Source organism: Acinetobacter geminorum, assembly GCF_013009345.1.
Taxonomy (GTDB): domain Bacteria; phylum Pseudomonadota; class Gammaproteobacteria; order Pseudomonadales; family Moraxellaceae; genus Acinetobacter; species Acinetobacter geminorum.
The window spans coordinates 96,481-111,855 of the sequence record NZ_JABELE010000013.1; the positions used below are offsets into that span (position 1 = coordinate 96,481).

14 protein-coding genes are annotated in these 15,375 nt (G+C 39.2%); 11 read left to right on the forward strand and 3 right to left on the reverse strand.

The annotated features are described in order from the left end of the window. Positions 1-38 precede the first annotated feature (38 nt). Both HJG58_RS13515 and epmA read left to right on the forward strand, forming a co-directional pair. Complete coding sequence (locus tag HJG58_RS13515; RefSeq protein ID WP_170249302.1) at positions 39-1,106, forward strand: 4-phosphoerythronate dehydrogenase; 1,068 nt, start codon at positions 39-41, stop codon at positions 1,104-1,106. After that, complete coding sequence (gene epmA, locus HJG58_RS13520; RefSeq protein WP_170249304.1) at positions 1,103-2,077, forward strand: EF-P lysine aminoacylase EpmA; 975 nt, start codon at positions 1,103-1,105, stop codon at positions 2,075-2,077. Before HJG58_RS13515 ends, epmA begins: the two co-directional genes overlap by 4 nt. Positions 2,078-2,135: 58 nt before the next feature. Here epmA and HJG58_RS13525 read toward each other — a convergent pair whose 3' ends face one another. Both HJG58_RS13525 and radA read right to left on the reverse strand, forming a co-directional pair. Next, the gene (locus HJG58_RS13525; protein WP_032007052.1) at positions 2,136-3,107 is read right to left on the reverse strand and encodes a Tim44 domain-containing protein; all 972 of its coding nucleotides are present in this window, start codon (positions 3,105-3,107) and stop codon (positions 2,136-2,138) included. Positions 3,108-3,189: 82 nt separating this feature from the next. Further along, the gene (radA, locus tag HJG58_RS13530; protein WP_005073053.1) at positions 3,190-4,578 is read right to left on the reverse strand and encodes a DNA repair protein RadA; all 1,389 of its coding nucleotides are present in this window, start codon (positions 4,576-4,578) and stop codon (positions 3,190-3,192) included. 342 nt (positions 4,579-4,920) lie between these two features. Between radA and HJG58_RS13535 the strand changes: the two genes are divergently transcribed. From HJG58_RS13535 to HJG58_RS13560, 6 genes are all read left to right on the forward strand, one after another. After that, complete coding sequence (locus HJG58_RS13535) at positions 4,921-6,414, forward strand: alanine/glycine:cation symporter family protein (RefSeq protein WP_170249306.1); 1,494 nt, start codon at positions 4,921-4,923, stop codon at positions 6,412-6,414. 310 nt (positions 6,415-6,724) lie between these two features. Next, positions 6,725-8,131, forward strand: coding sequence for an amino acid permease (locus HJG58_RS13540; RefSeq protein WP_046813161.1), 1,407 nt, complete (start codon positions 6,725-6,727; stop codon positions 8,129-8,131). Between the two features lie 140 nt (positions 8,132-8,271). Beyond that, positions 8,272-8,493, forward strand: coding sequence for an LPS translocon maturation chaperone LptM (gene lptM / locus HJG58_RS13545; RefSeq protein WP_002118887.1), 222 nt, complete (start codon positions 8,272-8,274; stop codon positions 8,491-8,493). 22 nt (positions 8,494-8,515) lie between these two features. Next, positions 8,516-9,766 (forward strand): diaminopimelate decarboxylase, encoded by a 1,251-nt coding sequence (gene lysA / locus HJG58_RS13550; RefSeq protein ID WP_086265485.1) that lies wholly within the window; start codon positions 8,516-8,518, stop codon positions 9,764-9,766. A 5-nt stretch (positions 9,767-9,771) separates the two neighbouring features. Then, the gene (gene dapF / locus HJG58_RS13555; RefSeq protein ID WP_170249308.1) at positions 9,772-10,617 is read left to right on the forward strand and encodes a diaminopimelate epimerase; all 846 of its coding nucleotides are present in this window, start codon (positions 9,772-9,774) and stop codon (positions 10,615-10,617) included. A gap of 110 nt (positions 10,618-10,727) precedes the next feature. Then, entirely contained in the window at positions 10,728-11,333 is a 606-nt protein-coding gene (locus tag HJG58_RS13560) for an alpha/beta fold hydrolase (RefSeq protein ID WP_170249310.1), read from the forward strand. A 48-nt stretch (positions 11,334-11,381) separates the two neighbouring features. Here HJG58_RS13560 and HJG58_RS13565 read toward each other — a convergent pair whose 3' ends face one another. Beyond that, the gene (locus tag HJG58_RS13565; RefSeq protein WP_216076576.1) at positions 11,382-12,005 is read right to left on the reverse strand and encodes a LysE family translocator; all 624 of its coding nucleotides are present in this window, start codon (positions 12,003-12,005) and stop codon (positions 11,382-11,384) included. Positions 12,006-12,170: 165 nt separating this feature from the next. Here HJG58_RS13565 and xerC point away from each other — a divergent pair, with 165 nt between their 5' ends. From xerC to HJG58_RS13580, 3 genes are all read left to right on the forward strand, one after another. Then, positions 12,171-13,058 (forward strand): tyrosine recombinase XerC, encoded by an 888-nt coding sequence (gene xerC / locus HJG58_RS13570; protein ID WP_170249339.1) that lies wholly within the window; start codon positions 12,171-12,173, stop codon positions 13,056-13,058. 461 nt (positions 13,059-13,519) lie between these two features. Then, positions 13,520-14,269 (forward strand): electron transfer flavoprotein subunit beta/FixA family protein, encoded by a 750-nt coding sequence (locus tag HJG58_RS13575; protein ID WP_002118903.1) that lies wholly within the window; start codon positions 13,520-13,522, stop codon positions 14,267-14,269. Between the two features lie 17 nt (positions 14,270-14,286). Then, positions 14,287-15,219 carry an electron transfer flavoprotein subunit alpha/FixB family protein gene (locus HJG58_RS13580; protein ID WP_002118921.1) on the forward strand — a complete coding sequence of 311 codons (933 nt, stop codon included), beginning with the start codon at positions 14,287-14,289 and terminating at the stop codon, positions 15,217-15,219. The last annotated feature ends 156 nt before the right edge of the window (positions 15,220-15,375 follow it).

Here is a 15,375-nt window from a genome sequence, read left to right on the forward strand (position 1 = left end):
AGGATAATAACGTTTTTATAAGCTATGGGTTGCAGACAATGAAAATCGTCGCAGATGAAAATTTGGCATTTACCGATTACTTTTTTTCTGAGTTTGGCGATATTCAACACAAAGCTGGGCGCACTTTAACCCATGCAGATGTAAAAGATGCTGAAGCTTTACTGGTCCGTTCGGTTACTGCAGTTAACGCAAGTTTAATTGAAAACACAGCATTAAAATATGTGGGCAGTGCCACAATCGGGACCGATCATTTAGATATTGCGGCGTTAGAAAAACAAGGAATTACATGGGCAAATGCGGCTGGTTGTAATGCGCAAGCGGTTGCTGAATATGTCATTACTGCTTTACTTCATTTAGATGCAAACCTTTTAGAACAACAAGAAAAATTTACCCTAGGTATTGTTGGCCTTGGCAACGTCGGTAAGCGTTTGGCTTATATGGCTCAGTTACTTGGCTGGAATGTAATTGGCTTTGACCCATATGTGAAACTAGACACAATTGAAAATGTAAGCTTAGAAACTCTGTTGCAGCAAGCCAATGCCATTTCAATTCATGTGCCGCTTACTAAAAATGGTGAACATGCCACATATCATCTGTTTGATGAAAAAGCTTTTGCAGCGCTTCAACCTGACACTATTTTAATTAATAGTGCACGTGGCCCAGTTGTTAAAGAAGCCGCTTTAATGGAAGATATTCAACGTACCCAGCGTAAAGTCGTGCTTGATGTATTTGAGCATGAACCAGTCATATCAGAAGAACTCATAGACATGTTGGCTTTAGCAACACCGCATATTGCTGGTTATAGCCTTGAAGGAAAAGCTCGCGGTACACAAATGATTTATGAAGCGTTTTGCCAAAAATTTGGATACGACATTAATAAGCGTTTTGAAACTCAGCTACCTGCATGCGAAGACTATTTTTCGGGACATGATTTAAAAGCTGTATTAAAGCAAAAACTATCTCAAATTTATGATATTGCTCAAGATGATGCCAATATCCGTGCTTGTATTAAAGACGGAAAAGTAGAGCAAAAAGCATTTGATTTATTACGTAAAAATTATCCGCTGCGCCGTGAATGGGCAGCACATGAGGGACCACAGGCATGAGTTTAAGTTATCAACCTACTTGTTCAATTGATGCCTTAAAAGCACGTGCCAAGCTCTATAGCCAAATCCGTCAGTTTTTTGCGGAACGTGATGTCATGGAAGTCGAGACACCGATCGTTTCACAAGCAGGTGTCACCGATGTGCATTTAGCTTCGGTTCAGGCTTTGCGCCATATTAATGGCAAATTGAAAACGCAATATTTACAGACTTCACCAGAGTTTGCGATGAAGCGTTTATTGGCGAGCGGTAGTGGGCCAATTTATCAGATTTGTAAGGTTTTTCGAGACGATGAGCACGGGCGTAAACACAATAGTGAATTTACCATGCTTGAATGGTACCGTCCCGGTCTAGACTTAAAAGCGTTAATGCATGAAACAGCCGATTTATTGCAAACCTGTTTGCAGCATCGTTTTGGTGAAGTTCGTCCGTTTATTCTAAGTTATAAACATGCCTTTCAAGACCGTTTAGATATTAACCCTTTGCAAGCAACTTTGAAGCAACTCAAAGATACGGCAAATCGTGTGGGGTTAAATCTTGATTTGGGCGATGACCGTCTAGCTTACATGGATTTGTTATTTTCTCATTTTGTTGAACCAAGTTTAGGATTTGATGCTCCAGTTTTTTTAACTGACTTTCCACCAGAAATGGCATCTTTGGCAAAAGTGAAAGTAGATGAAGATGGGGAGGAGGTCGCGGCACGTTTTGAGGTTTATATTGAAGGCTTAGAGCTAGCCAATGCCTACGATGAATTGCTTGATGCAGATGTGTTACGTTCACGCTTTGAAGCAGACAATGCAGAGCGGGCTAAGCAGGGGCTTCATGTCATGCCTTTAGATGAACATCTATTATCAGCGTTGCCTCATATGCCGGAATGCTCAGGTATCGCTTTAGGTGTAGACCGTTTACTCATGGTTGCAATGGATCAGGTCAAAATTGAAAAAGTAGTGACCTTTCCAGCAGAAATTGCTTAAACGCTGACAAATAAAAAAGCCACAATATTGTGGCTTTTTTATTTAGGATTTATTTAGCTTAAGCTTGTTGAATACCTGCAACAACCCAGTCTTGCTGAGAACCAGCAGGTTTAACAAAGTGCCAGATTTCGGTAAACGGTTGTGGCAAGCTGTTTAAGTCTTCACTTACTGTACCAGTGAATCGTACGCTTACTACGTATTGACCATTTTCAGTCGCACTGTCTACAACCATCGCATTCAAGTTACTAAATTCAGCAACATCCTGATCTTGGTTGGCCATGATGTCGTTATACATTGAACTATAAAGTTCTGGCGTTAAGTAACGGCGAATTTCTTCAATGTTACTTGCAGTATTCATCGATTGGATATGATTAAAACGTTGACGTGCAATACGTAAGAACGCAGCTGGTTCACTACCATCTGGAAGTTGATTGCCATTGCTCGTTGTTACACCGCCAAAAGGCGCTTGCGTTGCTGCACCGCCACCCACAGATTGACCAAAGATATTTGTATTATCGCCAGCATTGCGTGGAGTTGCTTGTGGTGCAGCAGAACGGCCAAATGGGTTTTGACCGCCATTATTTGGTGCGTAAGGATTATTAGCTGCTAATTTTTTTTTTGATCCCAATTTACGGAATACAAAGAAAGCTAGAGCTGCTGCAAGTAATACCCAAATCCAACTTGGAATACCACCTTTTTTCTCTTCTTGTGCTTGCGCCTGTGTTGCTTGTTGTTCAGTAGATGTTGGTTTGTCATCAGCTAAAGCATTTGCTGCAACAGCACCTACGGCAGCACCAGCCACACCAGCTGCAACCATTGAACCAACGCCTGGACCAGATTTCTGAGGCGCTGTAGTAGTTTGTTGAACTGGAGTCACTTGACGAGGTTGTTGATAAGACTGGCTTGAAGTGGTAGATCGTGCCATACCGTGGCTTTTACCACCACCTGCACGTTTAGCTTCAGCAAGAGGCGAAATTGCTAAAGCAGCCATTAAAATACCGGTAATCAAGCCACGCTGGTGTACTTCCATAGGAAATTCCTGTTTAAAGTTAATTTACAATAGTATTTATGCAGGTATTTACCTTAAATTTCAACCTTAAAAGTATGTTTTTTTATGTCAATTCATCACTGAGTTGCATGGCTTCGGTCAAGGCTTCATGCAATCGAGCAACGGCAATGACTTGTACGCCCGGAATTGCCTTTTGAGGGGCGTTTCCTCTTGGTAAAATGACATATTTAAAACCATGTTTTGCTGCTTCTTTTAAGCGTTCCTGACCGTTAGGAACAGGACGAATTTCACCTGAGAGACCAACTTCACCAAAAACTGCAAGTTGTTGGGGTAATGCTTTAGTACGTAAACTTGAAGCACAGGCTAATAAGACAGCCAAATCAGAACCTGTTTCAGTAATTTTTAAGCCACCTACAATGTTGACGTATACATCTTGTCCAGTGGTTTGCACGCCGCCATGACGATGCATTACAGCAAGCAGCATATTTAAACGGTTTTGTTCCAGACCAAGTGCAACACGTCGTGGTTGTCCTTGAGCATCATCAACTAAAGCTTGTACTTCAACCAAAAGAGGGCGAGTTCCTTCACGGCTAATCATGACAATTGAACCGGGAATCGCTTCATCATAACGACTTAAGAAAATGGCAGAAGGGTTAGCAACTTCACGTAAGCCTTTATCAGTCATGCCAAATACGCCAAGTTCATTGACGGCGCCAAAACGGTTTTTAACAGCACGAATCATTCGATAACGTGAGTCCGATTGGCCTTCAAAGTAAAGTACGCAGTCCACCATATGCTCTAAAACACGCGGACCTGCCAGTGCACCTTCTTTGGTCACATGACCAACAATGAATAGCGCTGTGCCACTATTTTTTGCATAACGGGTTAATAAAGCAGCTGATTCACGAATTTGTGAAACACCACCCGGAGCTGACTGGAGGGTTTCTGTATAAAGGGTTTGAATCGAATCTAGAATAGCGACTACAGGTTTTTCTTGTTCTAAAACTTCACAAATGCGTTCTACACAGGTTTCAGCCATGACTTTTAATTGGTCAGTTGGCAGGTCGAGACGTTGCGCACGAAGCGCCACCTGAGATAAAGATTCTTCACCTGTAATATAAAGTGCAGAACTTTTTGCGCTTGCCATGTGGGTTGCTGTTTGTAAAAGAATGGTTGATTTACCAATACCAGGGTCACCACCAATCAATACAACAGAACCTGTCACCAAGCCGCCGCCGAGCACTCGGTCAAATTCACTAATGCCTGTAGGTAAGCGGGTTTCATGAGAAACTGAAACTTTATTTAGCGTTGTAATGTTAGCAACTTGACCCGCATAGCCCCCAATTTTAGGACGCGCACGGTGAGCAGTGGTAGGCTCAAGTTTAACTTCAGTCAGAGAATTCCATTCACCACACTCTGAGCATTGACCAGCCCATTTAAGATGATCGGCGCCACATTGTTCGCAACGGTAAACAGTTTTGACTTTGCTCATAAAAAATTGAAATTTTGCTCAATATTATATAAATATAGTTCTATAAAGAGTCCTTAACTTTTTCTCCTACGTTTTTCATGTAGAACATTAGGAATTAGAAAAGGTTCTTTTTTTAAGAACTAAAAGGGAAAGACGTCAAAAATAACACGATATAGGATTTTTACAAGTCAGATAGAGTTTGTTTTAAGTGGATATAGAAAATCTAATCTATCCCCAAGGAAGGTGTTTTTACTGATGTATGTATCTAACTGTTTATTATAGAGATGGCATGGATATTGCTGAAGTAAAAAATGAACAAAATAATATGAGTATTGTATTTTTAAATACAAAAGGTTGAAATGTATGAGTGCAGCAGAAATTGTTGATTGGATAAATAGCATAATCTGGAGTAAGGGACTTATTTACCTGTGCTTAGGCGCGGGTTTATTTTTTTCTATTTTGACAAGATTTGTTCAAGTACGTCAAATGAAGGAAATGGCTAGACTACTAATAAAAGGTACGTCTTCAGAGCAAGGGATTTCATCTTTTCAGGCTTTAGCCGTTTCATTATCAGGGCGAGTAGGGGTAGGTAATATTGCAGGGGTTGCGGCAGCAATTGGTTTTGGTGGACCAGGTGCTGTCTTTTGGATGTGGTTAGTTGCATTTTTAGGGGCTGGCACTGCATATGTAGAATCTACTTTAGGTCAAATCTATAAAGTCGAATATCAAGGGCAATATCGTGGTGGCCCAGCATTTTATTTTGATAGAGGATTGGGACAACGTTGGTTAGGGGTTGTATTTGCTATAGCAGCGATTGTTTCTTGTGGTTTATTTTTACCCGGTATTCAAGCAAATGCTGTAGGGAAGGCATTTACCCAGATTACAGGTGAAGGGGCAATTATTTTTGGTGATATTGGTTTATTTAAACTTGTAGCGCTTGTGGTGATTGTTGGTTTACTTGCCATCATTATTTTTGGCGGAATCAAACGGATTGCGCGATTTGCTGAGTTTGTTGTTCCTTTTATGGCTGCTGGATATATTCTAATGGCTGTAGTGATTGTAATTGCGAATATTCAAGAGTTACCAGGAGTCGTTAAATTAATCTTTGAAGATGCCTTTTCTCCTATGGCGGGTCTCGGTGCAGCGATCGGTTGGGGAGTAAAACGTGGTGTTTACTCAAATGAAGCAGGGCAAGGAACAGGTCCTCATGCAGCATCAGCAGCCGAAGTACAGCACCCAGCTCAACAAGGTTTTGTGCAGGCATTTTCAGTTTATGTTGATACCTTATTTGTATGTTCTGCAACAGCTTTCATGATTTTAATTACTGGCAAATACAATGTTCAAGGAACTTTAGAAGCTGGTCAATTTATTGTGCAACATGTGGGAGCTAGTGTAGAAATAGGCTCACCTGCATTTACACAGATGGCAGTCAGCACAATGTTTGGTGATTTTGGGCAAATCTTTGTTGCTCTAGCTGTGTTCTTCTTCGCTTTTACAACAATTGTTGCATATTACTATATTGCTGAAACTAACATTACTTATCTAAGCTACATTACTAAATCTCCATCATTATTATTTGTGACCAAGTGCTTTATTATTCTTTCTGTATCTTATGGGGTTTTAAGTGCAACTGGTTATATTTGGGGTATTGGTGATATTGGTGTCGGTTTAATGGCATGGATTAATATTGTCGGAATTATTGTGACTTATTTTGTATGGAAACCAACTATTAAGGCATTGAAAGATTACGAAGAACAGCAAAAGGCTGGTGTAAAGGAATTCACATTTGATCCTGTTAAATTAGGAATTAAAAATGCGACTTTCTGGGAGGAAAGATTAAAAAATAAGCAGAAATAAATTTAATTTACTTTTCCAATAATATCTCTCAAAAAAGTAGCCGTAAGGCTACTTTTTTTGTTTGTATAGAGCGTTTGAAGTTATTAGACAAAAGTTGACTTAAGAGTCCGTTGTATTGCAATAGGCTTGTGCGTATTATCGCCAATGATTGTATGTAGCTTGAAATCATCAGCAATACAGACAAAAATTGGTTAGTTGAAAAGTTGTCAAAAAATATACATTTAAAAGATGCCTGCAAATGGTGCGATATCGTCTTTTTGATTTGCGTTTAGCTAACTGACTAAAAAAATTACTGGAGTGCGTTCATAAAATGTCGAATCAAAATCTGAGTGAATCTCATGAACAAGGTGAGCTCCATCGAAGTCTTTCTAATCGACATTTACAGTTGATTGCGATTGGTGGTGCAATTGGTACCGGATTATTTATGGGATCAGGTAAAACAATTAGTCTTGCTGGACCATCGATCTTATTCATTTATCTGATTATTGGTACGATGGTTTTTTTTGTCATGCGTGCGCTTGGCGAATTACTTCTTTCAAATCTTGCCTATAAATCATTTATTGACTTCACCACAGATTTAATCGGTCCATGGGCGGGTTACTTTGTGGGATGGACATACTGGTTATGTTGGATCACCATTGGTATCGCTGACCTTTCTGCAATTATCTACTACTTACAATTCTTCAATAATGGTCTGCCTTTCTCGCCTGTCGAAGGGGCGATGATCAGTGTTGCCGCGATTGTATTTATTATGGGTTTAAACCTGTTAACAGTTCGCTTATTTGGTGAGTTAGAATTCTGGTTTGCGCTTATTAAGATTCTTGCGATTATTATTTTAATCGCTGTGGGCCTATGGATGATCTTTACAGGCTTTACCTCAAGTACAGGTGAAGTTGCTTCATTTACTCATCTTTGGGCGAATGGTGGTTTCTTCCCAACAGGAGTGCATGGCTTCTTGGCAGGCTTTCAAATCGCAATCTTTGCCTTCGTTGGTGTGGAACTTGTGGGAACAACGGCTGCGGAAACGAAAGATCCAGCACGTAACTTACCAAAAGCAATTAACTCAATTCCAATCCGTATCATTATTTTCTACGTATTGGCATTATTGATTGTAATGTCTGTAACGCCATGGAATAAAATTGATCCAGCGATCAGCCCATTTGTAAACTTGTTTAGTCAAGCAGGCGTGGCAGCAGCTGCGATCTTGATGAACTTAGTTGTATTGTCATCAGTGATGTCGTCAATGAACAGTGGGGTCTTCTCAACAAGCCGTATGTTATTTGGTTTATCTCGTGAAGATCAGGGTCCAAAAGCTTTTGGTAAATTAAACAAACGTGCAGTACCAGCAAATGCTTTGTATTTCTCTGCTGCCTGTTTATTGTTAGGTGCAGCATTACAGTATTTTGTACCAAATACAGTTGAAGCATTTACGCTTGCAACAACACTTTCAACGATTCTGTTCATTTGCGTGTGGTTACTTATTATCTGGAGTTATATCCGTTATTACACTACGCGTCCTGAGCTGCATGCAAAATCAACATTTAAATTGCCAGGCGGTCTATTTACATGTTGGATCACGATTATTTTCTTTATTGGTATGATTTACGTGTTGTCGTTGGAACCAGATACGTTCAAAGCGCTTAAAGTCAGCCCAATTTGGTTTGTTATCTTGATCATTGGTTATTTCTTCTTCTATAAACCACGTCATAAAAAGTAATTAAATTTATTTGCTTATGATCAAACGCTGGCTGAAAAGCTGGCGTTTTTTATGCATATTGTTTTTCTCTTTAAGTTTACTCTTTAGCCGTCTGCATGATCACGGTATACTGCATCGAATTGTTTAAATCAGGTGCTCAGATGCGTCGTGTCATTTGCCTCATCAGTTTATTGAGCAGCAGTATTTTGCTTAGCGCTTGTGGTCAGTCAGGAGCATTACAGCTACCTTCTGATCCGAATTATGACAAACGTGCGAAATACTTGCTCTATCGTAATAAAGAACAGAAACAAGTTGTTCAACAGGATGAGCAGGCTGAACAGCCAGTTGAATCATCAGCCCCAACCCAAACAACTTCACCTTAAGCTTTGAAATAAGGACACATTCATGAGTTTCACTCGCATTAATGGAGTATTGCATGCAGAGCAATGTTCTATGGAGCAGCTTGCGCAGCAATTTGGCACCCCTTTGTATGTTTATTCAAAAGCAGCTTTTGAAAAACATTACTTAGATATGGACCGTGCTTTTGATTTTATTGATCATCAAATCTGTTTTGCGGTGAAATCTAACTCAAATATAGCTGTTCTTAATGTGTTGGCAAAACTTGGTGCTGGTTTTGATATCGTATCAGGTGGTGAACTTGCACGTGTTCTAAAAGCGGGTGGAGATGCATCTAAAGTTGTTTTTTCTGGCTTGGGTAAAACCGAAGCCGATATCGAAACATCGTTAAATGTAGGCATTGCTTGTTTTAACGTAGAGTCTTATGCAGAACTAGACCGCCTTCAAAAAGTTGCAGCTCGTCTAGGCAAAAAAGCGCCAATTTCTTTACGTGTAAATCCAGACGTAGATGCAAAAACTCATCCTTATATTTCAACTGGTTTAAAAGAAAATAAATTTGGTATCCCAAGTGATACCGTTTATGAAACCTATCAATATGCTGCATCTTTACCAAACCTTGAAATCATTGGAATTGACTGTCACATTGGTTCGCAATTGACCGAGACTAAACCGTTTGTTGACGCTTTAGATCGTGTCATGGTGATGATCGAAGAATTGAAAAAACTTGGTATTACTCTTAAACACATTGATATCGGTGGTGGTTTGGGTGTTTGTTATAAAGATGAAACACCACCAAGTGTTGAAGAATATGCCAACTCAATGAAACCTGCTTTAGAAAAGTTAGGTCTCAAGGTCTATATGGAGCCGGGTCGTAGCATTAGTGCAAATGCAGGTGTGCTTTTAACAAAAGTTGATTTGCTCAAGCCAACGAGCCACCGTAACTTTGCCATTATTGATGCAGCAATGAATGATTTAATTCGCCCTGCTTTATATGAAGCTTGGATGGATATACAACCTGTAGTGCCAAGTTCTGATACTGAAGAAAAAACTTGGGATCTTGTGGGTGCAATCTGTGAAACAGGTGACTTCATTGGTAAAGATCGTTCATTGGCTTTAAAAGAAAATGACTTATTAGCTGTTCTTGGCGCTGGCGCTTATGGTTTTGTAATGAGTTCAAATTACAATACACGTGGACGTGCCGCAGAAGTGATGGTGTCAGGCGATAAAGCCCATTTGATTCGTGAGCGTGAAACGGTTGAATCCCTTTGGGAAAAAGAACGCTTATTGCCTGAGGAGTAAATGAAATGTTGTTAGAATTTACTAAAATGCATGGCCTAGGCAACGACTTTATGGTGGTTGATCTAATCAGCCAACGTGCTTATTTAGATACAGAAACAATTCAACGCTTAGCTGACCGCCATTTTGGTATTGGTTTTGATCAGCTATTGATTGTTGAACCACCAGATTTACCAGAAGCAGATTTTAAATATCGTATTTTTAATGCTGATGGTTCTGAAGTTGAACAGTGTGGTAATGGTGTACGTTGTTTTGCTCGTTTTGTCCATGAGCGTCATTTAACAACCAAAACAAGTATTACTGTCCAAACCAAAGCAGGTATCGTAAAACCTGAATTGGGACAAAATGGTTGGGTTCGCGTGAATATGGGCTACCCGAAGTTCTTGCCGAATGAAATTCCATTCATTGCTGAACAACCAGAAGCTTTATATACACTTGAGTTAGCTAACGACCAGAACATTAATATTGATGTGGTTAATATGGGCAACCCCCATGCTGTCACTATTGTTCCAGATGTATTAACTGCAGATGTTACTGGCATTGGCCCACAAGTTGAGTCGCATAAACGTTTTCCTGAACGTGTTAATGCTGGCTTTATGCAAGTAATTGATGAAAAACATGTTCGCTTACGTGTATTTGAGCGTGGTGTCGGTGAAACACTTGCATGTGGTACAGGTGCTTGTGCCGCTGCAGTAAGTGGTATGCGCCGTGGCTTACTTGCGAACTCAGTTGAAGTTGAGCTTGCTGGTGGTAAGTTACAAATTGAATGGCAAGAAGGTGATGTGGTCTGGATGACGGGTCCAACAACTCATGTATATGATGGGCGTTTGGATTTACGTTATTTCCAAGGTTAATAGCATTACCTAAATAGAAGCCTCTTTTCATCAGCTAAAGTGATAAAAGAGGTTTTCTTTTATATGTATATATGTACAATAAATTTTTAATTTTATTACTTTATAAAAATATGAATAATTTAATTTTCTTACCCGGTGCTTCAGGAAGTATTAGTTTTTGGCATCCTTTAATTGAAAAATTACCTCAGCAATACCGTACAAAAATTATTGGTTACCCCGGTTTTGGCGATACACCAGAATCCCTTGAAGTGAAGAGTTTTGAAGACCTAACAAATTATGTGGTCGATCAAATTAATGAAGAATCTGTAATTATTGCTCAATCAATGGGTGGGATTTTTGCCGTTGCCGCAGCGCTAAAAAAAACTCATTTGGTGAAAGGGCTGGTCTTAATTGCTACTTCTGGTGGAATCGACCTTAAGCGATTTAATGTACAAGACTGGCGTGAAGCATACCGCCAAACATTTTTAAAATATCCTGATTGGTTTATTACTACCAATGTTAACTACGAAGAGTTTTTATCAGATATAAACATTGAAACTTTATTAATCTGGGGCGATAACGATCCAGTGAGCCCCGTTCAGGTGGGTCAATATTTAAATCAAAAATTTGAAAATTCGATGTTATATGTTGTGAAAAATGGCGACCATCAATTGGCAGAAGAACATGCTGATGAAGTGGCCGCACAAATTAATGATTATTTAAAAAAGATGAAGTAAGTTTTTTAAAAACGGAAGCGTGCTCTGTTAGCACGCTTTTTTTAAAATTTATCTTTTACTCAAAGCTAATTTCAAAGCAAATAACACAAAAATACTGCCAGTAATCCGATCCATATATTTCACAAATTTGGGTTGCTTAAGATAACGTGACAGTGGCTGCATAGCTAAAATTAATAAAGTTGACCATAACATTCCAATGACGACATGAATCATTACCAGTCCCATCACCCAAGTAACTGCTGATGCTTGTGGTGGAATAAACTGTGGAAGAAATGAAATATAAAAAATTCCGACTTTGGGATTAAGTAAGTTACCCAAAAAACCTTTAATAAACCAATTCTGTGAAGGGGACGTATTTGAACTATTCTCTTGCATGTCTGCGAGTTGGCTACGTGGTTTTAAAATCATATTCAAACCCAGCCACGCTAAATAAGCAGCACCCATCCATTTCAGAATATTAAAAGCTAAATCAGAAGCCATGAGTAAAGCACCCAGACCACAAGCAACCACAATTCCCCAAGCAATACAACCAAGACAAATGCCAATAGCTGCTTGAAATGCTTTCGATTTACCTTCAAGTGTAGCGGTACGAATAATTAAAGTCGTATCTAAACCAGGTGTAAGCGTAAGTAAGGTAATCGCAATTAAATAAGGAATGAGTATGGTGGTCATGGCGGCAAGGTCCAATGAATACTTGGTTTAAATTGTAATATATAAATTAGATCAGCATTAGATTGTGCGGTATCAAATTTTCATGATCACATAGTTTTTGGTACACTCAAAAAAATGAGCAAATAAATGGAGAGCAATTTGGATTTTGCATTACAACTGCTCTCAATGTGGTTAAAAGAAAGAAAAATTCAGAATCAGTCTGAGCACACGATTACTGCTTATGAAAGAGATGTTAAAAGCTTTCTTGAGTTCTGCGAGCACAAACAACTAGATTTGAGAAATATTGAAGCTTCAGATTTAAGAGAGTACTTAGCGCAGCGTGTCGAACAGGATCAGTTAAGTTCAAGTAGTATGCAACGCCATCTCACCTCAATTCGCCAGTTTATGAAGTGGGCTGAACAAGGCAAATATCTAGAAATTAATCCTACTGACGATTTTAAGTTAAAACGCCAACCTAGACCTTTACCAGGCATGATCGACATAGAAACAGTTAATCAAATTTTAGATCAACCTATGCCTGAAAAACCAATTGATCAGCAATTGTGGTTACGTGATAAAGCCATGCTTGAGTTACTTTACTCAAGTGGTTTACGGCTCGCTGAACTGCAAGGCTTAACGATTAAAGATATTGATTTTAATCGTCAACTCGTTCGTATTACCGGTAAGGGGAATAAAACCCGTATTGTACCGTTTGGGAAAAAGGCAAAAGAAAGCTTATTGAATTGGCTAAAAATTTATAATATCTGGAAAGGCCATTTTGACCAAAATGCTTCCGTTTTCATTTCACAGCGAGGCGGTGCATTAACCCCTAGGCAAATTGAAAAGCGTGTAAAACTTCAGGCACAAAGAGCGGGTGTAAATGTCGATTTACACCCACATTTACTTCGACATTGTTTTGCTAGCCATATGCTATCGAGTAGCGGTGACTTGCGTTCAGTACAAGAAATGCTAGGCCATAGTAATTTATCTACAACACAAATTTATACCCATATTGATTTCGATCATTTGGCTCAAGTGTATGATCAAGCCCATCCAAGGGCACATAAAAGCTAAAAGTTAAAAAATAGACTCAATCAAAGATAATTAAATTGAGATGTTTTAGGTGAATGTAGAGATCATTTGTATTTTTTTACAAATTTGTTTAAGAGAAATAACGGAAACTACCCAATTGACAATTTTGATCTTTGAGTATTTTGTGGACGACTGGGTCTAAAAAACCTTGAATTGAAGGCTTTAAAAAGTAATCTTATGTTTCTAGCTAATATGCTAAATAAGATAAAAAGATAATAAAAATCAATATATAAAATAGAGTGTAAAAAGAATAAAATAGATCCTCATAGCAGTTTAAAAATTTTTTATGAACTGAGCATTTCATCTTTTTTATAGCAGTAGCGGAAATTGTGACTTGACCGAAATGCCAAACACATTGCAAGATAGGGTACCTAAAAAATTTTAATTGAAGAGTTAATATACTTTTCTCAACATTTACTTTTGCTAGAACAGCCGAGGATTACATGAAGGCTCTTGTTGCTGTAAAACGCGTGGTTGATGCCAACGTTAAAGTTCGTGTTAAGCCGGACAATAGTGGGGTTGACCTTACCAACGTAAAAATGTCAATTAACCCATTTTGTGAAATCGCAGTGGAAGAAGCGGTTCGCTTAAAAGAAAAAGGAACAGTATCAGAAATCGTTGTTGTTTCTGTAGGTCCTAAAGAAGCTCAAGAACAAATCCGTTCTGCAATGGCTCTAGGCGCAGACCGTGGTATTTTGGTTGAAACTACTGATGAAATTGGCGCTTTAGAAGTTGCTAAAATTTTAAAAGGTGTTGTTGAAGCTGAAAAACCAGAACTTATCCTTCTTGGTAAACAAGCAATTGATGATGACTCTAACCAAGTAGGCCAAATGCTTGGCGCATTATTAGGTGCTGGTCAAGGTACATTCGCTTCTGAAGTGAAAGTTGATGGCGGTAAAGTACAAGTGACTCGTGAAGTTGACGGTGGTTTACAAACTGTTGAGCTTACACTTCCTGCAATCATCACGACTGACTTGCGTCTGAACGAGCCACGTTATGCAGCATTGCCTAACATCATGAAAGCTCGTAAGAAGCCACTTGATACTAAATCTCCTGCTGATTATGGCGTTACAGCTGGTACTAAGCTTAAAACTGTTAAAGTTGAAGCTCCAGCAGAACGTAAAGCTGGCGTACAAGTGAAATCTGTAGATGAGCTTGTTGAAAAATTGAAAAATGAAGCGAAAGTGATCTAATACGGAAGGATAAAATCATGAGTATTTTAGTTATCGCTGACCACAACAACCAAGTACTTAACGGTGCTACTTTAAACGTTGTTGCTGCAGCACAAAAAATCGGTGGTGATATTACTGTATTAGTTGCTGGTTCTGGTGCTCAAGCAGTTGCTGATGCTGCTGCTAAAGTTGCTGGTGTAAGCAAAGTTTTACTTGCTGACAACGCTGCTTATGCAAACCAATTAGCTGAAAACGTAGCTGGCTTAGTTGCTGACTTGGCTAAAGGTTACAAATACGTTTTAGCTGCTTCTACAACGACTGGTAAGAACATTCTTCCACGTGTTGCTGCTCTTCTTGATGTAAGCATGATCACAGATATCATTTCTGTTGAATCTGCGAACACATTCAAGCGTCCTATCTACGCTGGTAACGCGATTGCAACTGTTCAATCTGACGAAGCAATCATTGTTGGTACTGTTCGTGGTACAGCATTTGATCCAGTTGCTGCGGAAGGCGGTTCAGCTGCTGTTGAAACAGTTGGCGAAGTAAAAGATGCGGGTATTTCTCACTTCGTATCTGAAGAAATCGTTAAGCTTGATCGTCCAGAATTAACTGCGGCTCGCATCGTAGTTTCTGGTGGTCGTGGTGTAGGTTCTGGTGAGAACTACCATAAAGTACTTGATCCATTAGCTGACAAGCTTGGTGCAGCACAAGGTGCTTCACGTGCAGCAGTTGATGCGGGCTTTGTACCTAACGATTTCCAAGTTGGTCAAACTGGTAAAATCGTTGCGCCTGAGCTTTATGTTGCTGTAGGTATTTCTGGTGCGATCCAGCATTTAGCTGGTATGAAAGATTCTAAAGTTATTGTTGCGATCAACAAAGACGAAGAAGCGCCAATCAACAGTGTTGCTGACTACTGGTTAGTTGGTGATTTGAACACTGTAGTACCTGAATTGGTATCTAAACTTTAATCTTTACTGATTAAAGCTAAAAAACCCTTAGTTTTTACTAGGGGTTTTTTTATTATGAATAGTGTCCTGAAATGTATAACTGAGACTTTTATTTCATTTGAGGTTTGATTTTTATAGAATAAAAATCACATAGTTTTAGTAAGAATAGAACGTGCT